Here is a 20740-nt window from a genome sequence, read left to right on the forward strand (position 1 = left end):
GGCCCGCAGTTGTGTTTTTTGCAGAACAAGTCCGAGCAGCCGCTTTGCGGCTGCTCTTTTTTTATGCCGCCGCCCGCGGCATAAAAAGCGAAACAAAACTTTTTCTTTTCTATTGACAATGCGGAAACAGCGCGTTATACTGTGCATACAGTATATATACAGTATTCATTTCCGGAAATGAGGCAGAAGATTGGAGATCATCATTAGCAATTCCAGTGGTAAGCCCATCTACGAACAGATCACCTCGCAGATCAAAAACGGTATCCTGACCGGCGTCCTGACCGAGGGCGAGGGCCTGCCCAGCATGCGGCAGCTTGCAAAGGACCTGCGCATCAGCGTCATCACGACCAAGCGCGCCTACGAGGATCTGGAGCGGGACGGCTTTATCACCAACGTGCCGGGCAAGGGCTGTTTTGTTGCGGTCAAAAACCCGGAATTCTTGCGGGAGGAGTCCCTGCGCATGGTGGAGGAAGCCCTGCAGCGCGCGGTGGACGCGGCCAAAACCGGCGGCGTTGCCCTTGCGGAACTGCAGGACGCCCTTGCCCTGCTCTATGAAGGAGAATAAACGATGAAAAACGCGATTGAAGTGCGCCATCTCTCTAAACAATATCCCGGCTTTGCGCTGCAGGACGTCAGCTTTGCCGTGCCCTGCGGCAGCATCATGGGGTTTGTGGGCGAAAACGGCGCGGGCAAGACCACCACCATCAAGGCGATCTTGGGCCTGATCCGCCCTGACAGCGGCGAAAGCGAGCTGCTGGGCCGGCCGATGACGGATGGGGAGCGGGAGATCAAAAGCCAGATCGGGGTCGTCTTTGACGAGACCTATTTCCACGATAACCTGACGCTCCGGGGCATCGACAAAATGCTGGGCCGCATTTACAAAAAGCAGTGGGACAGCGGCGCTTTCACGTCCCTGTGCGGCCGTTTTGACCTGCCGCAGGGCAAAGAGGTGAAAGCATTTTCCCGCGGGATGAAAATGAAGCTTTCCATCGCCGCAGCGCTGGCCCACCACCCCAGGCTGCTGATTCTGGACGAGGCCACCAGCGGCCTGGACCCCATTGTGCGGGATGAGATCCTGGACGTCTTTTACGATTTTATCCAGGACGAAGATCACAGCATCCTGTTCTCATCCCACATCACCAGCGATCTGGAAAAGGTCGCCGACTACGTCACCTTTATCCACAAGGGAAAGATCGTATTCTCAAAAAACAAGGACGATCTTGTGTACAGCTACGGCGTGGCGCGCTGCACGGCCCAGCAGTTTGAGCGCATCGGCGCGGACGAATACCTGCGCCGCCGCCGTTCCGCCATGGGCGGTGAAGAGCTGCTGGTCGCGGACCGGGAAGAATTTTCCCGCCGCCACCCCTCCGTTGTGCTGGACAGCGCCGGGATCGACGACATCATGCTCTTTTATGTGAAAGGCGAGCAGGGCTGAGTCAGGGACCGGCTCTGTCCCCCCCTTTTTCCCCTCTTGCCCTGCAAGCCCTGCAGGATCTGCGCTTATTGCGAAAGGATGATGATTGAAATGAGCGGTCTTGTCTATAAAGACCTGATGAACATGCGGCGCTATCTGAAACAGCTGCTGCTGATCTTTGTGGTATTCGTTTTTATTTTCAGTTTTTCCGGCAACAACTACTCGTTTGTCGCGGCCTACGGCGTTATGCTGAGCGCCATGGTGGTGCTCAGCAGCATGGCCTACGATGAGCAGGCCAAATGGGACAAATACGCCCTGACCATGCCTCTCAGCCGCCGGTCTCTGGTGGGCGCAAAATATCTGCTGGGCCTGCTGACCGTGGGTGCGGGCGGACTGCTCTCACTGGCCGTTGTGGTGGGCACCGCCCTGTTCAGCGGCGGGCCCATGACAGAGGGCCTGGCCTCGGTGGGCGCCTGTCTGTGTGTTGCCCTGCTGATGCAGGCCGTGCTGCTGCCCTGCCTGTACAAGTTCGGCACCGAAAAGGCGCGCATGATGATGATCGTCATCTTCCTGCTGCCCACGCTGGGCATTCTGGCGCTGTCAAAGCTTGGGCTGCCCATGCCCGAGGAAGACTTCTGGATCGGGCTGCTCATCGCCCTGCCCTTTGCGGCGGCACTGGGATATCTGCTCTCTTATTTCATCTCGGTCTCCATCTTCCGCAAAAAGGAGCTGTGATGCGGTCATGAAGCAGAAAGGTGTTTGCCCCAAATGCGGTTCCCGCGCGCTGCTGCGCATCCCCGACCACCCGGGCCGTTATGCCAGCGGCAACAACATCTACACCACCACCTTTACGCTGGCCGGCAAGGTGCCGGTGATCCGCTATGTCTGTGCGGACTGCGGCTATGTGGAAAACTGGGTGGACAGCGCGTCCGACCTGGCAAAGCTGCGCCGGGCCTTTAGATAAACAAAAGGCCGGACCAGGCGTGAACAGCGTTTTTTCCAAACAGGAGCGAAACGGAAATGGCCGCCCCTGCAAACCGCCCATGACGATGTTGCTGTTCGCAGGAGCGGCGTGGACTGAACCCGAACCGCGGCGCTGTTGTTGCCAACTTTTCCGATCGTCGTCGCTCGCAGGAGCGGCGCGGGCTGAAAAGGGCCTGCGCGGGACGGCGGGCCGGTCTGCAGCTCTTGTCCTTTCAGGCCGTGCGGCCCCTCCCCCTGCCCGGGCTGGACGGAAAACCGCCGCGCGCCTGCGCGCTGCAAACGGAAACAGGGCCGGGAAGCTGTGTGTTGCTGCACAGCTTCCCGGCCCTGTTTTTTACCCGTCGACAGAACGAATTTTCGCTATAGCGCCGTGTCCCGCCCGTCCTCCGGCCAGTCGTAGCGGTCCGCGTCGGTCACCTGCCGCAGCACCCGGCAGGGCACGCCTGCGGCCACCACCCCCGCGGGGATATCGTGGGTCACCACGCTGCCGGCGCCGATGGTGGCGCCGCTGCCGATGGTCACCCCCATCATGACCGTCACATTGGCCCCGATCCACACGTCATCCCCCACTGTGATAGGGGCGGTAAGCACTGGATAAGCGCCCCCGTGAAAGCGGCTCTCGGGATGTACCGGGTGAGAAGCAGCGCAAAAGGTCACGTTGGGGCCGATCACGACCCGGTCCCCCATCGTCACCTTGTCCGCGTCCAGGATCACCAGATTATAATTCGCGTAAAAATTTTTTCCCACCCGGATATTTTTACCGTTGTCACAGTAAAACGGCGGCTCGATGAGCGCGTGCTCCTCCACCTCGCCCAGCAGCTCTTTGAGCAGCTGATATTTCTCCCACAGCAGTTCCGGGTCCATGGTATTGTACCGCCGCACCAGCGCCCGGTTTTTTCGGTCCGCCTGCCACCAGCCCTCGGTGTAGCCGCCCAAAAATTCTTTTTCCATCGTCTTTTCCCTCTCTTTTTTGTTTTCAGGTCTGCACACAACACGGCCGCCTCGGTTGGGGCGGCCGTGTTGTATATATGTCTTTGCCTGGAAAAACACAGCAAAAACAGGGCGCAGCGCCTGCACCGGGAAGCCCGGCGCGCGCCAAAGCCCGGCGCATGGGTCATTTTGCGCAGGCCGAGGCGCGCTGCCGCGCAGGAATTTTTATGACCTGCAGAGCTCTTCAAACAGCGCCAGCAGATAATCCAGCACCCGCTTGAAAGAGGCAAGGTCCATCCTCTCTTCAGGGGTGTGCGCACCGGAACAGGTGGGCGCCACCGTCATGATATCCATCTCCGGGAATTTGCCTTTGAATTCGCCGCACTCCAGCCCGCCGTGGGTGGCCTGGATCTCCATCTCGCGGCCGAACATCTTTTTGTACAGCGCCATGCCGCAGGCCCGCAGCGGAGAGGCCGGGTCATATTTCCAGCCGCAGAAACCGCCGGTGCGCACCGCCTCAAAGCCAAACAGCCCGGCCAGCGTCTCAAACTCGCCACCCAACTGATCCCCCAGGCTGTCCTCAGCAGTGCGGATGCAGTCGCACAGATAGATCTCATCCTGTCCCATGGTGAGGATGCCGATATTGCTGGAGCACTGCACCAGCCCCTCGATCTCCCGGCTCATGAAACGCATGCCGTCCGGCAGCAAAAACAGGAAATCCACCAGTGCGCGGCTGTCCTCCCCGGTCAGTGCCTGGGCCGGCAGTTCCGCCGCGCTGCCGCTGAACGCAAAGCCGGGGTCGCTGATCTTCAGTTCCTCCCGGATCGAAGCGGCCAGCTTTTCGGCGATCTCGAGCGCCTGCGCGCCCCTGCCCGCAGGCACGGTGATCAGGGCGGTGGCGTCACTGACGATGGCGTTCATCTTCGTGCCGCCCTCAAAGCGGACGATCCGCAGCTCCATCGCGGCGGCGACGGCGTGCAGCAGGCGCGCCATCAGCTTGAGGCCGTTGCCCCGTCCCTCGCCGATGGTGATCGCCGAATGGCCGCCCAGCAGGCCGGAGATGCGCAGCTGTACCGCCTCGCCGCTGGCAGCCTCCCAGCGGGGTCTCTTTTTAAAGTCGTAGACGATGCCGCCCGCGCAGGAGACCACAGTCTGATAGTCTTCACTGGCGCCGGAATCCATGTTCACCATCCGGCGCGCCGTGATGAGGGCGGGGTCCAGCGCTTTGGCCCCCAGCAGACCGATCTCTTCCATGCTGGTAAAGACGAATTCCAGCGGCGGGCGCACATAGTCGTCCCGCGCCATCAGGGCCATCATATGGGCGCAGGCAGTGCCGTCGTCCGCCCCCAGCGTGGTCCCCACCGCGGTCAGCTGGCCATCGCGGATCTCCAGCTTCAGCGGGTCCTTTTCAAAATCGTGGCTGCAGCCCGGCAGCTTGACACAGACCATGTCGGTGTGCCCCTGCAGCATCAGCGGCGGCTTGTCCTCGCAGCCCGGGGAGGCAGGCTTTTTGACGACCACATTGTTTGCCTCGTCCTTGTAGGCCTCCAGGCCCAGCTCCCGGGCAAAATCATAGATATACTGGGCCACCGCGGCTTCCTTGCGCGACCCGCGCGGGATGCTGGACAGCTCTTCAAAATAGCGCAGCGCATCGGCCGGCTCCAGCCCTTTGGTAACATAGTCCATTCTTCACGACCTCGCTTTCCTCTCAGTATGCAAAAATTATACCCGCTTTTGCCCGTGCGCGCAATGCCCGCGCGCCCCTTTTCTTCTGCGCCGCAGAAGAGGCGCCGCTCTGGAAAAAGCCGTTTTTGCTGCGGGCAGATCCAAAAAAGAGGCCGGCAGGACGCCGGCCTCTTTGCCATTGCATCTATCCAGAACCGCGGGACGGGGCTGTTCACCGCCTTTGGGAAAAGGCGCTTTGGTGCCGGCGCGCTGAAAACCAGACGGTTTTTCATCTGCCGGCAGCGGCGCTATCGCCCCTGCTTCCGTCGGCGCCCGGCGGCAGCCGCGCGCGTTACAGCGCGGCTTTCAGCTCCTCGGTGCGGTCGGTCCGCTCCCAGGCGACCCCCAGCTCCTCGCGGCCCATGTGGCCGAAAGCCGCCAGCGCTTTGTACTGCGGACGGCGCAGGTCCAGCGTGCGGATGATGCCTGCGGGCGAGAGATCGAACACCTTTTTCACCGCCTCGGCGATGCGGTCGTCCGGCGCCTTGCCGGTGCCGAAAGTGTCCACCAGCACGCTCACCGGCTGCGCCACGCCGATGGCGTAGGCCAGCTCCAGCTCGCATTTGCTGGCAAGGCCTGCCGCCACGATATTTTTTGCCACCCAGCGCGCGGCATAAGCGCCGCTGCGGTCCACCTTGGTGGGGTCCTTGCCGGAAAACGCGCCGCCCCCGTGGCGGCCGTAGCCGCCGTAGGTGTCCACGATGATCTTGCGCCCGGTCAGGCCGGAGTCCCCCTGCGGCCCGCCCACCACAAAGCGGCCGGTGGGGTTGATGAGGTATTTCGTCTCCCCGTCCAGCAGGTCCGCGGGCACGACGGGCTTCACCACCTGCTCGATGATCTCAGCGCGCAGCTGCTCGATGGGCACCTCCGGCGCGTGCTGGGTCGAGATCACGATGGTGTCCACCCGCACGGGGCGGCCGTCGTCATATTCCACCGTGACCTGGGTCTTACCGTCCGGCCGCAGATACTCCAGCGTGCCCTGGCGGCGCACCCGGCTCAGCTGTTTTGCCAGCCTGTGCGCCAGCGAGATGGGCAGGGGCATCAGCTCCGGCGTCTCGTCGCAGGCAAACCCGAACATCATGCCCTGGTCGCCTGCGCCGCCCACCTGGTCGTTGGTGCCCATGGCGATATCGGGGCTCTGGTCGTCGATGTTGGTGATGACCGCGCAGGTGTCCGCGTCAAAGCCGAACTTGGCGCGGGTGTAGCCGATCTCCCGCACCGTGTCCCGCACCAGCCGCGGGATATCCACATAGCAGGAGGTGGTGATCTCGCCCATGACGTGGACAAGGCCGGTGCTCACCGTGGTCTCGCAGGCGACCCGGCCCTCCGGGTCCTCGGCGAGGATGGCGTCGAGGATGGCGTCCGAGATCTGGTCACAGATCTTGTCGGGATGCCCCTCCGTCACCGATTCAGAGGTAAAAAAGCGTTTGGACATTTGGATTCGACTTCCCTTCCGTTTTTGTCCAACTGAATAACCGCGGGGCAGTCTCGCCTGAGGCGGCCTGGAAACGTGCAAAAAAAGGCCGCCGCCGGGCGGAATATCCTTTTTTCACTGGCATCCAGGCACGCCGGGGATAAGAAAAAGCCCCGGCAACAAACCGGGGCTATAAAAAGCTTATCTTCCGGTGTTACCCGCAGGATTTGGCACCTTGCGCAAACGCGCAGGTTGTCGGGCTTCACAGGGCCTGTTCCCTCAGCCGCTCTTGATAAGTGTTATTCAATTGTGAAAACAAGTGTACCTCTTTTTGGTCCTTTTGTCAAGGACTTTCGACGATATCCGCCCTGTGCGGGAGCTGCCGCGGGATAAAAGCGGCAGCTCAGGACCCGGCCCCGTGCCGCTCGCCAAAGACAAAACGGCTGATCGGCTTGTAGACCAAAAAGGTGATCACGCTGTTGATGCCCGCTTTCATCAGGTTGAACGGGGCGATGACCGGCAGCAGCATGGCGACCACCGACTGCACCGGCTGGCCCATAAACAGCGGCGTAAAGACCAGGTTGCAGCCGCACATCACCACCGTCATGGTCAGGGTGCCCGCAGCCAGGGCCAGCACCGCGCCGCTGCGGCTGCGGCGGCGCTGGTAGATCGTGCCCGCCACCAGAACATAAGAGCCGGTGGCAAGGATGTGCATGACGATGCCGATCCAGCTGCTGCCCGCGCTGACCGTGACCCCCTGGATAACGCTGGTCACCACGGTCAGGGCCAGGCCGGGCAGCGGGCCAAAGAGGAATGCCCCGATGAAGATGGCGATATCCGCGGGGTCGTACTCAAGAAAGGGCGCGGCCGGCAGCAGCGGAAAATGGATCAGCGCCACCAGGATGACCGCCAGGGCGGCCAGCAGCGCCATGGTCGTGAGCCTGCGGGTCTTGTTTGTGACATTGAGCTGTTGTTGCATGAGAAAGGCCTCCTTTAAAATGTTGGTCTGCCGACCGGCCGCGGGGCCCCGCGCCGGTCCGGGAGGCTGTGCCGCTCTTCATCCCCGCCCTGCCGCCGTCACCGGCGAAAAGGCACAAAAAAGCCCTTTTTGCATGCTGCTGCAAAAAGGGCGCATTGCGAATGAAAACAGCCGCAGTTTCTTTCATCCGGACTTTAACCGTCGGCTCTGGAATCTCACCAGATCAGCGCTTTCCGCATGGAAAAGCGGTCGTGGGCTTGGCCCTGGGGCCTCACCACCGGTGGGGACTTACACCCCGCCCTGAAACAGACTATAAAAAGTATAGCGCGCCGCCGTCCCCTTTGCAAGTTCCGGCAGCGGCAAAAAGGTCGTTTTTTCAGCCCTCAGCCCGCGCACTGTCCGCCGTGCGGGCGCGGGCGGGCGTTTTTGCCCTCTTGCTCCGTTTTCAGCGCCGGGCGGCTCTTCGCGCGGGCCATTGCGTGCCGCCGCCCGATATGGTACTATTCTAACAGGACAAACGACGCCATAAATTGAAAGGAGGAGGACGCATGGACGACGTAGCCTCCGTCATTGAGCGGCTGACCGGCAGCGGGAACCCGCTTTGGCAGTGGGCGTTCTGTGCGGCGGTGTTTCTCATCTTTCTGCTGCTCAGCCGCCTGTACAGGTATAAGGCGGTGTCTGTGATCCTTAAATTTGCAAAACGGCTGCGCGGCACCTCCTGGGAGGAGCTGCTGCGCGCGCTCTCCCGGCCCGTGGCCGCCCTGCTGCTGCTGCTGGGCGCCGCTTTCGCGCTGTGGAACCTGCCGCTCCCCGCCGGGGTGACCGGCCCGCTGCGGGCCTTTCTCTCCACGGCTTTGCAGCTGGTCTCCACCGGCCTGATCGGCTGGGCGGGCTGCGCCATTGTAGACACAGTGCCCGTCTTTGAGTTCAAATTTCTCGGCTCTGCCGAGGCCGTGCGGCGGATGCTGCGCCGGGTGGTAAAGGTGCTGATCGCCGCCTTTGCGGCGCTGGCCATGCTGGAGATCCTCGGCTTCCCGGTGGGCAGCCTGATCGCAGGCCTGGGGCTGGGGGGCCTCACCGTCTCGCTGGCCGCCAAGGACACGGCGTCCAACCTGTTTGCCGGGCTGGTGCTGCTGGTGGAAAAGCCCTTTGCCATCGGCGACTGGGTCACCTGTGCGGGCGTGGAGGGTGCGGTGGAGGATATCACTTTCCGCAGCACCAAAATACGCACCCTTGCCAACACCCTGACCGTGGTGCCGAATTCCGTGGTCAGCGCGGGGCTGATCTCCAACGGCAGCGAACGCAAGATGCGCATGGCGGAGTTCACGATCGGCGTGTGCTACGACACGCCCCGCGCTGCGCTGGAACAGATGATGGCCGATCTGCGCGCCCTGCTCACCGGCGATGCTGCGGTGCGGGCGGAAACGGTAGTGGTGCGCTTCACCGGTTTTTCAGCCAGTAGCATGGACGTGCTGGTGCGGTATTATACGGGGACCACCGACTACGGCGAATTTTTGGCCGTGGGCGAGCGGCTGAACCTGGCGATCCTGGACCTGATGGCCAAAAACGGCGTCTCTTTCGCCTTTCCCAGCACCACGGTGTATCTGGGGGACACGGGGAAAGACACGTCCCAATAAAACCCGTGCCGGGCAAAAATGTGCGGGCCCGCGGTCTCAACGCGTGACAACTACAGAACAAGGGGGCGATCCAGCAGGGTCGCCCCCTTGCTTTTTGCGCCCCCTGCGGCCAAAAGCGCAGCGTCCGGCCGCGCACCGCTAAAAAGATGGCATGGGAGATGCAGCGCAAAACGCCCCGGGAACTTCGGTCCGCCCCATACCCCGCGCGCGGCGGTCAGTGACCGCGGCGGGCATTCTGTCGGCCATGCAGGACGGCCGTTCAGGCGCTTTTCCTCACCCCGCAGAAACCCGGTTTTGCTGAACGGGCAAAGCTGTCCCCGCGCAGATGAGGCAGCGCCGGCCCCCCGTCCCCGCAAAGCGCTCCCGTACCCCCTGCGGGGCCTCCGCCTATCCGATTCTGCTCAAGGGCCAGCCTGTCTCCCGATGGGCTCGCTTCCTCCTCCAGGTGACAATTTTTTCCGCCGTGGGTTCGGGGCTCAAAAATCTCCAAGTCCCGGACCGCCGCTCGCCGGGGCTTTTTTCTTCAGTAAACCGGCGCCGTGCCCAGCGCCGGAAGCGGTGCCCTGCGCGCCCTGCGTCCCGCTGCTCTGGGGCACACGAAAACTCCCGGACCCATTTTTGGCGGGCCCGGGGGCTTTGTGTCGTGCAATTCTTTTCCGCGGCAGCGCCCGCTTCCGGCTCCCCGCTCCAAACGGGTCCCACTTCCCGGCGCTATCCGCGGTTCTCGATGCTGCCCACATTTTTGATCTCGATGGCGATGGTGCCGTCCGGGTTGTGAACAAACTCCAGAAACTCTGTGTTTTCCGCATAATCCAGAGGAAAGATGATCTCAATGCCCGTATCGGTTTTGATCTTCTGGCTGCGCGCTGTGCGCACCGCAAGCTTTTTGGGGACCGAGACCCGCTCCGGCACGCCGGCCGCGCTGGCCTGCCGCCGGAACTCCCGCTCCATTTCCTCGTTGCCCGCAAACACCTCCACCCCCAGATCAAAGGGCGCCAGGTTCTCGTTCTCATCCAGATGCTCCGCAATGCCGGCCTTGGCCCGGGTCACCGCCGCGGTCTTGTCCACCCCGTAGGTCTCCGCCACCGTCTCGGCGATCGAGCGGATCAGCTCCACCGTTTCCCCTGCCGACACGCCCGAAGTGCATTTCAGGATCCCCTTGGTGAAGAGGGGCCGCTCTTCCCCGTCGACGGTGCGTGGCTTTTCCGTAAAGCGCACAGCGCCTGTTTCCACCTCGATAAACGCCGCCTCATCCAGCTTTTGCCCCGTGCCGGGCAGGATATCGTACTGGTTGACGATGCGGCAGACCTGCTGCCCCTGCTCGTCCAGCTCCACCATATGGGTATACCCCAGCTTGCCGGTGCATTTGAGGATCGCGAGCATCTTCTTTTCTCCCTCAAAATACTCGGCCACCAGCAGGTCGGAGGAATCCGGCCGGTTGGAATTGGACAGGATCTCCCAGGCCTGGGCGGCGATCCAGGCGGAAAAGGGTTCAAATGCAAGCATCTCCCGGGCATACTGGCTCAGCTTGATCTTGAACTCATTCTCCACCCCGATGAACTCCCCGCTGTGCAGGCCCGGATCGCCTGCCGCTTTTTCCAGATGCTTGCAGACATAGCCATAGGCCGCGTCGTCCGCCAGATCAAGCTGCGCGGCCGAAATAACGGTCACGCCTGCGTTGCCGTCCAAAATATGTAAAATCGCTTTGGTGAGGTTGATCATCGCTATTACTCCCTTTTTTGCACACAAAAAGACGAACACCCGCCCGCGGCGAAGCGGGGACCCACTCGCACCAGTCCCCCCGCCGGATGCCCGTCTTTTGCTTTTTTTCAAGACGCTCTTGCAGTATAGCATTTTCCTGTGGTTTTTTGCAAGCGGCGGCCCGGCCGCTGGCTTTCAGCCGGCGGCGGCTTTCCCCGCCCGCCGGTGGAGATGCTTCGCTGCGCGCTCTTTCAGGCTTTCCCGCTGTTTTTCTCTCTTTTCAGACCGGAAAGATCCTGCAGGGAAACGCATCCCGTAAGCCAGAGAAAGAGAAAATAGACCAGCGCCATTAGCACCGCGCCGCAGAGAAAGGCCGCCAAAGGCGGCAGCAGCGGCGCCGCCCAGACCGCAAAGGCAAAGTAATAGGCCGCCCATGCCGCCCCCACGGAAAACAGCGGCTTTACCACCCAGCGCATCCACTGCACCTTTATCCCGGTTACCCGGATCAGCCGGTGCAGGTTCAAAAAGCCGGTGAAGATGTTGGAAAACAGCATCACGAACAAAAAGCCCTGCATGCCCAGACGCGGCACGAGCGTCACCACCAGCAGGATGCGCAGCACCGAGTCGCAAACGCTGTATTTAAAGGTGGAAAGCTGTTCCCCCAACCCTTTCAGGATGCCGTCCACCATGCTTTCAAGATACATAAAAGGCATTACAGGGCCCAGCACCCCGATATAAAAGCCGATCTCCGCAGAGTGGTAGAGCGTTTCGCCCAGCTCGGAAGAAAAGGCGCGGAAGAGGCCGCCCATCAGCACCGACAGGGTCACCGTGATCAGCACCGTGCGGCAGATCAGCGCCTGCAGACGTTCCTTTTTGCCAGCGCCGTGCGCCTCGGCGATCTCGGGCAGCAGCAGGGTGGAAAGGGTGGAGAGGAACGAAAACGGAAAAAACAGCACCGGCATCGCCATGCCTTTGAGCTGCCCGAACTGGGCCAGCGCCGTCTCCCGTGCCCCGAGAAAAGCCGCAAGGCAGCCGGGCACCAGGATGTTTTCCACCGTCACCAGCAGGCTGCCGACGCCCCGGGTCGCCGTGATGGGCGCCACGATGCCCCCATATTCGCGCAGCAGCCCCTGCGGCTTCTGTATTTTGCCGGATGCAAAGCGCTTCAGATCGCGCCGCCAGCTGAGCGCCATATAAAGACAGGACAGCGCCTCGGATACGGTGTTGCCCAGCACGATGACGGCGCAGGCCGTCTCGATGCCGCGGGGCAACGCCTTGCCGATCAGCAGGGCCACCACCCCGATGCGCACCGCCTGTTCAAAGATCTGGGCCCGGGAAGAGCTGCTCACATTGCGCCGCGCCATAAAATAACCGCGCAGCGTCGCACCCACCGCCATAAAGGGCAGGCTGGGCGCCAGGATGCGCAGCGACAGCGCGGCCCGCGCATCGCCCAGCCACAGGGTGCTGGCCGGCTGTGCCAGAAAAAATTGCAGCAGCCCGGCCGCGCCGCCCAGGCAGAGCGCATAAAACACCAGCCGCCGGCAGAGCGCTGTCGGCGCGCCCCGGTCCCGCGCCAGCCAGTCGGCGGTCAGCCGCGTGGCGGCCACCGTCACCCCCGAAGTCGCCAGCGTGATGGCCAGATTATAAAGGGTAAAGATGAGCTGATACAGCCCCATCCCCTCGTCGCCCACCTGCCCGGCGATATAAACGCGAAAAAACATCCCCACCGCCCGCAGCAGCAGCGCCGTGCCGGTGAGGATGACCGCATTTTTCAAAAAGAGCAGCTTTTTCAAACCGATCCCCCCGCCCTGATTTGCCGCAGAGAGTACGGGAGCCGCGGCTTTTGCCTGCCGCTCCGTTCGCCCGTGCGTTCCCTGCGGCCCGCCCCCGCACCGCGCGCAGAGAGCAGTCTTTTGACCGCTCCGCCCTGCCGGGCGGGGCAAATTCCTTTCTCAACTATATGGCGGAAGAACAAAAAATAGTATCGCGCGCCGCGATGTCCGAGCCGCTGCTGAAAGCCTGGGGGGAACAGATCTTCTGCTGCGCCGCTGCGCTTTGGCGTGTCGCAAAACATAGCCGCATAGCGGCTATGTTTGGGCCAATGCCCCGGTTGTCCCACAGGGACGAGGGGCAGGCCGTTAGGATAAATCATTTTTTATTGCGCAGAAATAAAAAATAGCCGGAGGCTATTTTTTAGTGGCCATGTGGCCTGTCCTCAGGCCACGGCGAATGAGAATAAGTCATTTTTTATTGCAAAGCAATAAAAAACAGCCACAGGCTACTGGAGGCATCTACCGGCCGCCGCGCAAAATGACCGGGCAGAGGCGTCGATTTAAAAAGTATGCGGGCAACGCGCAGCGGGTCTTTCTCCCAAACTCCTGCCGCGGGCGGATCTTCTGTCGCGCCGCTGCTTTTCACCCGTACCCGTCCCCGCGGGCACGCTCAACAAAGCTGAACGGCCCCTGGCGCAGGGTGTCTGGGAACTCGCTTTTCTGGTACCCTGTACAGCAAGCCGCTCAAAACCGGCTTATTTTCCCTTTGAGCCGCGGCCGAAAAAAGCTTGCATGTGACGCTGCGTCACATGTTATACTGCACAACAGGAGGGCGAGGCTATGGCAAACGGAGAACTGCTCACCGTGGGGCAGCTGGCAAAAAAAATGGGGGTCACGGTGCGCACCCTGCAATATTACGACCGGGTGGGCCTGCTGAAGCCCACGGCGCTCAGCGAGGGCGGCCGCAGACTGTATTCTGCACGGGACATGGTGCGGCTGCACCAGATCTTGTCCCTCAAATACCTGGGCTTTTCACTGCAGGAGATCCAGGGCCAGCTGTTCAACCTGGACACGCCGCAGCAGGTGGCCGACATGCTGGACCGTCAGGAGCAGCTGGTGCGCCGCCAGATCGACGAGCTGAACACTGCGCTGGAGGCGTTGGTCGCCTTTCGCGGCGAGGTCCTGCAGATGAATACGGTTGACTTTGACCGCTATGCGGACATCATCGCCCTGCTGCGGATGCACAACGAAAGCTATTGGATACTGAAGCTGTTCGACACCGACCTCAACGACCATGTGCGCCGACGTTTTGCCGACCGCCCGGAGCTGGGCACCCACATTTTGGAGAGCTATCACAGCATGGTGGACGAGATCCTGGCGCTGAAACAGGCGGGCTGCGCGCCGGAAAACGAGGAAGCGATAGACCTGGGCAGGCGCTGGTGGCAGATGATCCTGGAGTTTACGGGCGGCGACATGGACCTTTTGCCCAAACTGATGGACTTTAACCAGAGCAAGGCCGGCTGGGCTGCCGGGATGGCGGAAAAACAGAGCGAGATCGACGCGTATATGGGGGCGCTCCTGGGCGCTTATTTTGAGCGGGAGGGCATCCATATTCCCGAACTGGAGGAAAAATGATGGAACTGGCGGTGACGGTAAAAGCGCTGCGCAAAAGCTACGGCGGGCGCGAGGTACTGCACGGCATCGACTTTTGCGTGCGGCGCGGGGAGATCTTTGCGCTGCTGGGGGCCAACGGCGCGGGCAAGACCACCACGCTGGAGTGTCTGGAGGGGATCCGGCGCTGGGATGACGGCGCGGTGGAGGTACAGGGCAGGCGCGGCGTGCAGCTGCAGAGCGCCTCGCTGCCGGCCAACCTGCGCGCAGGCGAGGCGGTGGAGCTTTTTGCCCGCTGGGCAAACGCCCCGGTGGACCGCGGCCAGCTTGCCCGGCTGGGGGTGGACGCATTCCTGCGGCGGCAGTACAGAGAGCTGTCCACCGGGCAAAAGCGGCGGCTGCACCTGGCGCTGGCGCTGGTGGGCGGGCCGGAGGTGCTGTTTCTGGATGAGCCCACCGCCGGGCTGGACGTGGAGGGCCGCGCCGCGCTTCACGCCGAGATCCAGCGTCTGCGCGGGTCGGGGATGACGATCCTGATGGCCAGCCACGACATGGCGGAGGTGGAAGAACTCTGTGACAGCCTGGCCATTTTAAAAGACGGTTCGATCGCCTTTCTGGGCACTGCGGCCGAGCTGACCGGCCAATGGGGCGGCAGCCGCCGGCTGCGGATGCGCTTTTCCGCGCCGCCGTCGCTCGCGGGCCTGGCCTTTTGCCGTCTGTGCGGCGAAGAACAGGGCGAAATGATCTTTGAAGCCGACGATCTCAGAGCGGCTCTGGCGGAACTGGCAGCCAGAGCCGCGGAAAGTCAGGTCGAGATCCAGAACGTGACGACGGAGCACGCCAGCATCGAAGAGCGTTTTCTGGATATTGCGAGGGAGGAGACGGCATGAAAGCATTTTTGTACAGCATCGGCCTGCAGTGGAGGATGGACCTGCGAAACCGGGAGATCGTGATCCTTTACTACGCAGTGCCGCTGGTGTTTTTTCTCTTCATGGGCGCTGTCTTTTCCGCCGTGATGCCGGGCTCCGAGCATACGCTCATCCAGTCGATGACCGTGTTCGGCATCACGATGGGGGCGATGCTGGGCAGCCCGGCGGCGCTGACCGAGACCTACGGCGGGGAGATCCGCAAGGCATACCGGGTGGGCGGGGTACCGCTGTGGACCGCCGCCGCCGGCAATCTGTTTTCCGCCTTTCTCCACCTGCTTCTCATGAGCACGATCATTTATCTTGCGGCCCCGCGTCTTTACGGTGCGGCGGTCCCCCAGCGCCCGGCGGTCTTTTTTGCCGAGCTGGCGCTTTTTCTGTTCGCCTGCCTGTGTGTGGGCACCCTGCTGGGCCTGCTTGCCCCCAACTCTGCGCGGCTGACCATGCTGTCCCAGCTCATCTTCCTGCCCTCGGTGCTGCTCTCCGGCGCCATGATGCCGGTATCGTTTCTGCCGCGGGCGCTGCAGGCCGCAGGCAAGCTGCTGCCCGCGACCTGGGGTTACGGGCTGCTCTGTGCGGAAAGCTTTGACCTGCCGGCGGCACTGGTGCTGCTGGGGATCGCCCTCGCCTGCCTTGTGCTGAGCGCCTGGCGGCTGCGGCGGCTGGGGCAGGAGTGAGCATCCCTCCCCCGCGCTCGTTCCCACCGCCGGGCGTCTCTCCCCAGCGACAATGAGCGCGCCCTGTTTTTCTATTTTCAGATTTTCAGGGGGTTCCGGGTGCAGCCTGACGGGAATTTTTCAAAGCCATCTGCCGGGTGTCCCGCACTGCGAAGTATGCCCCCGAGGTATGTCCGGCAGCCGGACCGCGGCCCGGGCAGGGCCTGTAAAAAGCGCTCAGCAGCAGACGCCGCAAAAGACAGCCGCGATAAAAACGCTTTCGCCCAGCCCCCGCGTCTGCCTGTCTGCACCCAAATCTGCCGCCTGCGGAAGCGATCTGTCTGCTTCTCGGGCCGTTTTATGCGGAAAACACATTTCTCCTGTTTTAGCCGCGGGACCCTTTTGGGGGGCTGCTGCCGCGGCCAATCCCGCAGCTTTTCCATGCAATAAAAAAACAGTCTCCGCAGCTCGGAGACTGTTTTTTTATTTTCGTCCTGCTTTTTGACAGGCCTGCCAAAAAGGACAAGGCACGGCGGCCCTGACAAGCCGTTTTAACGGTCCCCGGCAGAGGAAAAAGCCGCGGCGATACCCGCTGCCTCCGCTCTGCGAAACAGCGGCTTTGTTGGCGGGGCGGCAGTTCGTCCCCGCCGTCCGCTTTTAGGCCGGGGGAAAATCCGGCGGCAAAAGCCCCGCGGCGCCCTCGCCCCCCGCAGGATGCGCTCGCCCGGCGCTATTTCTTTCTGCGCAGGATCGACCCTGCGGGCAGCGGCCGGGGCACGGGCAGGGTGAACTCCATCATGGCATGGGGCGTGGAGCTAATCTCCTGTCCATCGGCATCCCGCAGCCAGGCCGGCGCAAAGGGGAGCACCGAGCCGTCCGGCAGCAGCGCCTCAATAGTCTCTCCCAGTTCAAACTTGCCCCGCTGGGTACAGACGGCCGCAGCAGCGCCGTAGCGCTCCACCACCGCCACGATCTGCCAGCCCCGCTGGTAGCGGTCGTCGGTGACGTTCTGCACGGCAAATTCCCGCCCCAGATAAAAGCCCGGAGAATAGCGCCGATGACTGGACTTTTCCAGCTCCGCCAGGGTCTCTGGCGGGCAGAGGTAATCCGCCGGGTCTTCGCCGATCGCGTCGATGGCCCGCCGGTAGGCGGCGGTCACGCTGGCGACATAGTAAAAGCTTTTGGCCCGTCCCTCCAGCTTGAAGCTGTCGACCCCGGCGGCGGCCACCCGGCCGAGAAAGGGGGCCGCGCAGAGGTCCTCGGCGCTGAGGATATAGCTGCCCTCTTCGTTCTCGCCGATCTCAAAATACTCTCCGGGGCGCTTTTCCTCCACCAGGGCGTATTTCCACCGGCAGGGCTGGGCGCATTGGCCCCGGTTGCCGTCCCGGCCGGTCATGTAATTGGACAGCAGGCAGCGCCCCGACACGCTCATGCACATGGCCCCGTGCACAAACGCCTCGATCTCCAGACCTGCGGGCGCTTTTTCGCGGATGCCGGTAATCTCTTCCAGCGTGAGCTCCCGCGCAAGGACCACCCGCTTTGCCCCCAGCTCGTAGGCAGCTGCCGCTGCGGCCCAGTTGACGATGCCCGCCTGGGTGGAGACATGCAGCTCCAGCTCGGGCGCATACTTCTTCGCCAAGGAAAGCACCCCCAGGTCCGCCACGATCAGCGCGTCCGGGCCGATCTCCCGCAGGGCGGCGAGATATCCGGGCAGCGCGTCGATCTCCTCGTTGGTAGGCATGGTGTTCACGGTGATATACATCCGTTTTCCCGCCGCGTGACAGAGTTTCGCGGCGGTATCCAGCTCTTCCATTGAAAAATTCTTCGGCGCTCCCCGCATGCCGAACCGGTCTCCCGCCAGATAGACCGCGTCTGCGCCGTAGAGCAGCGCAAAGCGCAGCCGCTCCATATCCCCCGCAGGGGCCAACAATTCCGGGCGATGCCGCATCTTTCCGTTCTCCCCCTCAAAAAGCACCGGGCCCCTCTGCTGAAACCGGCCCGGTGCATCTGTCTTTTTTTAATTGCGGACCCCGCAGGACCGCAAAAACGGTCCGCTGTAAGGTCGCTGCGGCAGCCCGGCCGCAGCGATGCCGCCCCCTGACGGCATATCTCCCCCCTGTCCCCGCAGGGCAGCCCGGGCAGCGGCCTGGAACAACAGCCAAAGGCTGTTTTGTTTCGCTTCGCCGCAGCCCTGGGCCAGGCCGCAGGGCCGCTCACAAACGGCCTGCGGCTACTTGTGAGGGGCGCCGACATGGAACCGCCTCCCGGCGGGCGCTTTGTGCTGCACCCGGTTACAGGCTGCCGTTCACTTTCCAGGCCCGGTCCACATTGGCCTGGTGCTCGGCGGCCGTGGCGGCATAATAATACTTGCCGGTCAGGTCTGTCACAAAGAAATAGCAGGGGCTGCTCCCATTTTCACTCACCAAGGCGGTATTGGGCTCCACCGTGGCCTGGATGGCGTCCAGCCCGGGGTTGGAGATCGCGCCTGCGGGCAGGCCCACGTGTTCGTAGGTGTTATAGGCGGCGTACAGCTCGGCGGGGATATTCTCCCAGCCGCCGTAATAGGGCGCCACCCAATTGTAAAGATAATTGTTGTCGTCCGGGTTTTGCACATAACTGCTGGCGTTGCTCTCCAGCCGCGGGTAGGGCGAGCCGTCCGTCAGCCGGTTCAAAAAGACCTCCGCCACGTTTCTGTCCTCGGCGTTGCCCGCCTCTTCCTGCACAAAAGAGGCCAGAATGACCGCTTCGTCCAGGGTCATGCCGCTGTCTGCGATCTTTTGGCGCAGCCCGGCATCCACCCGGCGGTCGAACTCGCCGTAAAAGGTGTCCACATAGTTGTAAACGCTGTCGTCCACATGAAACTCATACGTCTCAGGGAACAGATAGCCCTCGCACTTCATGAAACGCGCGGTGTTCTGCGGGATCTGTCCCCAGAACTCATACTGGGAAAAATCGCTCCCGTCCTCTCCGTTGGCACAGGCCAGGAATTCCTCCGCCGTGCACAGGCCCGCATCCTCCATGCTCTGGGCGATCCCCAGGGCCGGCGTGCCCTCCGGGAAGGTCAGCTGCACCACGTCCCGCTTGGCCGGGGTCTGCAGCTCGGTGATGATGTCGTCATAGCTCATGCCCGGGGCCAGCGTAAAAGTGCCGTACTGCAGACTGGGGCCAGCCCCCGTCTGCTTCAGATAAAGGCGGAAGAAAAAGCCGGAGCCGATGATGCCCTCCTCCTCCAGGCGGTCGGCGATGGCGTTGGGGCTCTCTCCCTGTTCCACTACAAACTGCTGCCGCTGGCCGGGATTTCCTGTGCCGTCCGCCTCTGAGCGGTAATACAGATAGCCGCCCCCCAATGCCAAAACGCAGACCAGCATCAGGGCCGCCAGGATCGCGAGTACTTTTTTCATGAAAACTTCCTTCCTTTCCGGGGAATGCCGGTCTTTCGGCTGCGAACAGCGCAGGGCGCAGTGTTTTTCCGCGCCCGCCGCTTTTTTCAGATCAGCGAGCGCCTCGCCGCAAGGGTCACGGGGCGTTTTTCTGCGCTCTGCAGCGCCCCGGGCTTTAAAAATTGGGGTAGATCGACTGTTTTACCTTTTCCGCCGCCGCGTCGCCGCGCAGCGCGGCGATCAGCGCAAGCGCAAACTCCTGTGCCACGCCCGCGGCGCGCCCGGTGATGACCTTTCCGTCCCGCACCACCGGCTCGCCGGTAAAAGCGCCATGCTCCATGTGCTGGCTCATCGTGGGGTACATCGTCCCCTTTTTGCCGTCCAGCAGGCCGTTGGCGTCCAGCACCCAGGGCGCAGCGCAGATGGCGGCCGCAAAGATGTCCCGCCGCCGCGCCTCGGCCAGGGCTCGGGAGACCTCCGGGGAAGCGAGCAGGTTGGTGGTGCCCGGCAGGCCGCCGGGCAGCAGTACCATCTCCGCGTCCTGCGGCAGCTCAAAACCGCGTCCGTCCAGGTCGGCGCGCACCGTCACCCTGGCGCTGCTGGTCACCTCGGTCCCTGCAATGCCCACGGTGGTCACCTCGATCCCCGCCCTGCGCAGCAGGTCCACGGGGAACAGCGCTTCGACCACTTCGAACCCATCCGCCAAAAACTCATAAACCATGGTTACCGCTCCTTTATACAATTGTTTTCCGCTCCGCTGCCCTGCTCAGTCGCACATCAGCGACATCGAAGGCTCTTCCAGCTTTTTTTCTCCCGCCAGCCACTTGAGCATGCCGTAGGGCCGCGCTTCCCCCTCGCCCAGAAACACCTCTCCGTAACGGGGCAGTTCCAGCAGTGCCCGGTCGCAGGCGGTGTGCTGGCGCGCAGCTTCCAGGATGCGGGTCGCCGCGAGGTTTCCTGCGGCGGCCAGCTCTTTGAACACCAACGTGTCCCCCTGGGTAAAAAACACCCCATACCCATCTTCGGTCTCCACCGTGGTGGCGCCGTCCGTGTACAGGTTCTGCACCATGGCCGCGTGCGCCTGCGGCTCAAACGCCACATAGGGCGGCTCAAGAAAGCGCTGCCGCGCCGCCGCCAGCCGCTGCGCCGTCAGGGTGTCGAACTCCGCCTGCGCCCACAGGTTGGGCCGGATCTCCTTTTCCACCAGCCGGTGGTAAAAGCGCGTCTCATAGCCCAATCCGGCATAAAAGGAGAACAGCCGTTCCCCCTCCGGCACCAGCACTGCGAAGTCGCGCCCCCTGCGGGCGGCCTCGGCGTGGATGCCGTCCAGCAGGCCGCTCATGACCCCCTGCCCGCGCAGATCGGCGCGGGTATTGACCCCATACAGATACACTCCCCGCAGCTGCCCCATCGTGACCGGCACCGCGCAGGCGGAGGCGATGGGCGCGCCGTCCCGCTCTTCCAGCCAGACGTTTTCAAGACCGGCAAACCGGTCAAAGACAAAATCAATAAATTCGGGCCCGTCCCCAAACGCTTCGCGCCAGAGCGCGGCGAGCGCAGGACGGTCGCTTTCCGTTGCCGTGCGCATTTCTCTCATGCGTCCTTCCCTTT

The 20740-nt window shown here is 62.6% G+C and carries 18 protein-coding genes and 2 riboswitches; of the genes, 8 read left to right on the forward strand and 10 right to left on the reverse strand.

What is annotated here, in order from left to right; all coding sequences use genetic code 11:
- Nucleotides 1–190 precede the first annotated feature (190 nt).
- The 4 genes from H8S23_RS01520 to H8S23_RS01535 all read left to right on the forward strand — a co-directional run bounded on the left by H8S23_RS01520 (nt 191) and on the right by H8S23_RS01535 (nt 2378).
- A complete protein-coding gene (locus H8S23_RS01520; protein ID WP_186886546.1) occupies nt 191–565 on the forward strand; it encodes a GntR family transcriptional regulator in 375 nt (124 codons plus the stop codon).
- Nucleotides 566–568: 3 nt separating this feature from the next.
- Nucleotides 569–1435, forward strand: a complete 867-nt coding sequence (locus H8S23_RS01525) for an ABC transporter ATP-binding protein (RefSeq protein ID WP_186886547.1) — start codon at nt 569–571, stop codon at nt 1433–1435.
- 90 nt (nt 1436–1525) lie between these two features.
- Nucleotides 1526–2149, forward strand: coding sequence for an ABC-2 transporter permease (locus tag H8S23_RS01530; RefSeq protein WP_186886548.1), 624 nt, complete (start codon nt 1526–1528; stop codon nt 2147–2149).
- A 7-nt stretch (nt 2150–2156) separates the two neighbouring features.
- The gene (locus H8S23_RS01535) at nt 2157–2378 is read left to right on the forward strand and encodes a hypothetical protein (RefSeq protein WP_186886549.1); all 222 of its coding nucleotides are present in this window, start codon (nt 2157–2159) and stop codon (nt 2376–2378) included.
- Nucleotides 2379–2758: 380 nt separating this feature from the next.
- On the opposite strand, the gene H8S23_RS01540 is transcribed toward H8S23_RS01535, so the two are convergent.
- The 4 genes from H8S23_RS01540 to H8S23_RS01555 all read right to left on the reverse strand — a co-directional run bounded on the left by H8S23_RS01540 (nt 2759) and on the right by H8S23_RS01555 (nt 7446).
- The gene (locus tag H8S23_RS01540) at nt 2759–3349 is read right to left on the reverse strand and encodes a sugar O-acetyltransferase (protein WP_186886550.1); all 591 of its coding nucleotides are present in this window, start codon (nt 3347–3349) and stop codon (nt 2759–2761) included.
- A 204-nt stretch (nt 3350–3553) separates the two neighbouring features.
- The gene (pepD, locus tag H8S23_RS01545; protein ID WP_186886551.1) at nt 3554–5014 is read right to left on the reverse strand and encodes a beta-Ala-His dipeptidase; all 1461 of its coding nucleotides are present in this window, start codon (nt 5012–5014) and stop codon (nt 3554–3556) included.
- A 331-nt stretch (nt 5015–5345) separates the two neighbouring features.
- Nucleotides 5346–6488, reverse strand: a complete 1143-nt coding sequence (gene metK, locus H8S23_RS01550; protein ID WP_186886552.1) for a methionine adenosyltransferase — start codon at nt 6486–6488, stop codon at nt 5346–5348.
- A 177-nt stretch (nt 6489–6665) separates the two neighbouring features.
- Nucleotides 6666–6766, reverse strand: a riboswitch (SAM riboswitch).
- 104 nt (nt 6767–6870) lie between these two features.
- The gene (locus H8S23_RS01555) at nt 6871–7446 is read right to left on the reverse strand and encodes an ECF transporter S component (RefSeq protein ID WP_186886553.1); all 576 of its coding nucleotides are present in this window, start codon (nt 7444–7446) and stop codon (nt 6871–6873) included.
- A 171-nt stretch (nt 7447–7617) separates the two neighbouring features.
- Nucleotides 7618–7758, reverse strand: a riboswitch (FMN riboswitch).
- A 236-nt stretch (nt 7759–7994) separates the two neighbouring features.
- Here H8S23_RS01555 and H8S23_RS01560 point away from each other — a divergent pair.
- Complete coding sequence (locus H8S23_RS01560) at nt 7995–9083, forward strand: mechanosensitive ion channel family protein (RefSeq protein ID WP_186886554.1); 1089 nt, start codon at nt 7995–7997, stop codon at nt 9081–9083.
- 711 nt (nt 9084–9794) lie between these two features.
- Here the strand turns inward: H8S23_RS01560 and H8S23_RS01565 are convergent.
- Together H8S23_RS01565 and H8S23_RS01570 are read right to left on the reverse strand one after the other, a co-directional pair.
- Nucleotides 9795–10805 (reverse strand): nucleoid-associated protein, encoded by a 1011-nt coding sequence (locus H8S23_RS01565; protein WP_186886555.1) that lies wholly within the window; start codon nt 10803–10805, stop codon nt 9795–9797.
- A 230-nt stretch (nt 10806–11035) separates the two neighbouring features.
- A complete protein-coding gene (locus tag H8S23_RS01570; protein ID WP_186886556.1) occupies nt 11036–12577 on the reverse strand; it encodes an oligosaccharide flippase family protein in 1542 nt (513 codons plus the stop codon).
- 819 nt (nt 12578–13396) lie between these two features.
- Between H8S23_RS01570 and H8S23_RS01575 the strand changes: the two genes are divergently transcribed.
- The 3 genes from H8S23_RS01575 to H8S23_RS01585 are packed head-to-tail and all read left to right on the forward strand — an operon-like array spanning nt 13397 to nt 15770.
- The gene (locus tag H8S23_RS01575) at nt 13397–14191 is read left to right on the forward strand and encodes a MerR family transcriptional regulator (protein WP_186886557.1); all 795 of its coding nucleotides are present in this window, start codon (nt 13397–13399) and stop codon (nt 14189–14191) included.
- The gene (locus H8S23_RS01580) at nt 14188–15057 is read left to right on the forward strand and encodes an ABC transporter ATP-binding protein (protein ID WP_243165800.1); all 870 of its coding nucleotides are present in this window, start codon (nt 14188–14190) and stop codon (nt 15055–15057) included. Before H8S23_RS01575 ends, H8S23_RS01580 begins: the two co-directional genes overlap by 4 nt.
- Nucleotides 15054–15770, forward strand: coding sequence for an ABC transporter permease (locus tag H8S23_RS01585; protein ID WP_186886558.1), 717 nt, complete (start codon nt 15054–15056; stop codon nt 15768–15770). The genes H8S23_RS01580 and H8S23_RS01585 overlap by 4 nt, the downstream gene beginning before the upstream one ends.
- A 709-nt stretch (nt 15771–16479) precedes the next feature.
- On the opposite strand, the gene H8S23_RS01590 is transcribed toward H8S23_RS01585, so the two are convergent.
- From H8S23_RS01590 to H8S23_RS01605, 4 genes are all read right to left on the reverse strand, one after another.
- Nucleotides 16480–17697, reverse strand: coding sequence for a peptidase U32 family protein (locus H8S23_RS01590; RefSeq protein WP_186886559.1), 1218 nt, complete (start codon nt 17695–17697; stop codon nt 16480–16482).
- Nucleotides 17698–18040: 343 nt separating this feature from the next.
- Nucleotides 18041–19150 (reverse strand): endolytic transglycosylase MltG, encoded by a 1110-nt coding sequence (gene mltG, locus H8S23_RS01595; RefSeq protein ID WP_186886560.1) that lies wholly within the window; start codon nt 19148–19150, stop codon nt 18041–18043.
- A gap of 154 nt (nt 19151–19304) precedes the next feature.
- Nucleotides 19305–19850 (reverse strand): DJ-1 family glyoxalase III, encoded by a 546-nt coding sequence (locus H8S23_RS01600; RefSeq protein ID WP_186886561.1) that lies wholly within the window; start codon nt 19848–19850, stop codon nt 19305–19307.
- Nucleotides 19851–19895: 45 nt separating this feature from the next.
- Nucleotides 19896–20726, reverse strand: a complete 831-nt coding sequence (locus H8S23_RS01605) for a GNAT family N-acetyltransferase (RefSeq protein ID WP_186886562.1) — start codon at nt 20724–20726, stop codon at nt 19896–19898.
- Between the last annotated feature and the right edge of the window lie 14 nt (nt 20727–20740).

This window comes from Anaerofilum hominis (assembly GCF_014287275.1).
GTDB classification, from domain to species: domain Bacteria; phylum Bacillota; class Clostridia; order Oscillospirales; family Ruminococcaceae; genus Pygmaiobacter; species Pygmaiobacter hominis.

Bases quoted from the DNA above. Each gene is read 5' to 3' on its own strand.
- H8S23_RS01525 (WP_186886547.1), top strand. From the start codon at position 569: ATGAAAAACGCGATTGAAGTGCGCCATCTCTCTAAACAATATCCCGGC.
- H8S23_RS01530 (WP_186886548.1), top strand. From the start codon at position 1,526: ATGAGCGGTCTTGTCTATAAAGACCTGATGAACATGCGGCGCTATCTG.
- H8S23_RS01535 (WP_186886549.1), top strand. From the start codon at position 2,157: ATGAAGCAGAAAGGTGTTTGCCCCAAATGCGGTTCCCGCGCGCTGCTG.
- H8S23_RS01540 (WP_186886550.1), bottom strand. From the start codon at position 3,349: ATGGAAAAAGAATTTTTGGGCGGCTACACCGAGGGCTGGTGGCAGGCG.
- pepD (WP_186886551.1), bottom strand. From the start codon at position 5,014: ATGGACTATGTTACCAAAGGGCTGGAGCCGGCCGATGCGCTGCGCTAT.
- metK (WP_186886552.1), bottom strand. From the start codon at position 6,488: ATGTCCAAACGCTTTTTTACCTCTGAATCGGTGACGGAGGGGCATCCC.
- H8S23_RS01555 (WP_186886553.1), bottom strand. From the start codon at position 7,446: ATGCAACAACAGCTCAATGTCACAAACAAGACCCGCAGGCTCACGACC.
- H8S23_RS01560 (WP_186886554.1), top strand. From the start codon at position 7,995: ATGGACGACGTAGCCTCCGTCATTGAGCGGCTGACCGGCAGCGGGAAC.
- H8S23_RS01565 (WP_186886555.1), bottom strand. From the start codon at position 10,805: ATGATCAACCTCACCAAAGCGATTTTACATATTTTGGACGGCAACGCA.
- H8S23_RS01575 (WP_186886557.1), top strand. From the start codon at position 13,397: ATGGCAAACGGAGAACTGCTCACCGTGGGGCAGCTGGCAAAAAAAATG.
- H8S23_RS01580 (WP_243165800.1), top strand. From the start codon at position 14,188: ATGATGGAACTGGCGGTGACGGTAAAAGCGCTGCGCAAAAGCTACGGC.
- H8S23_RS01585 (WP_186886558.1), top strand. From the start codon at position 15,054: ATGAAAGCATTTTTGTACAGCATCGGCCTGCAGTGGAGGATGGACCTG.
- H8S23_RS01590 (WP_186886559.1), bottom strand. From the start codon at position 17,697: ATGCGGCATCGCCCGGAATTGTTGGCCCCTGCGGGGGATATGGAGCGG.
- mltG (WP_186886560.1), bottom strand. From the start codon at position 19,150: ATGAAAAAAGTACTCGCGATCCTGGCGGCCCTGATGCTGGTCTGCGTT.
- H8S23_RS01600 (WP_186886561.1), bottom strand. From the start codon at position 19,850: ATGGTTTATGAGTTTTTGGCGGATGGGTTCGAAGTGGTCGAAGCGCTG.
- H8S23_RS01605 (WP_186886562.1), bottom strand. From the start codon at position 20,726: ATGAGAGAAATGCGCACGGCAACGGAAAGCGACCGTCCTGCGCTCGCC.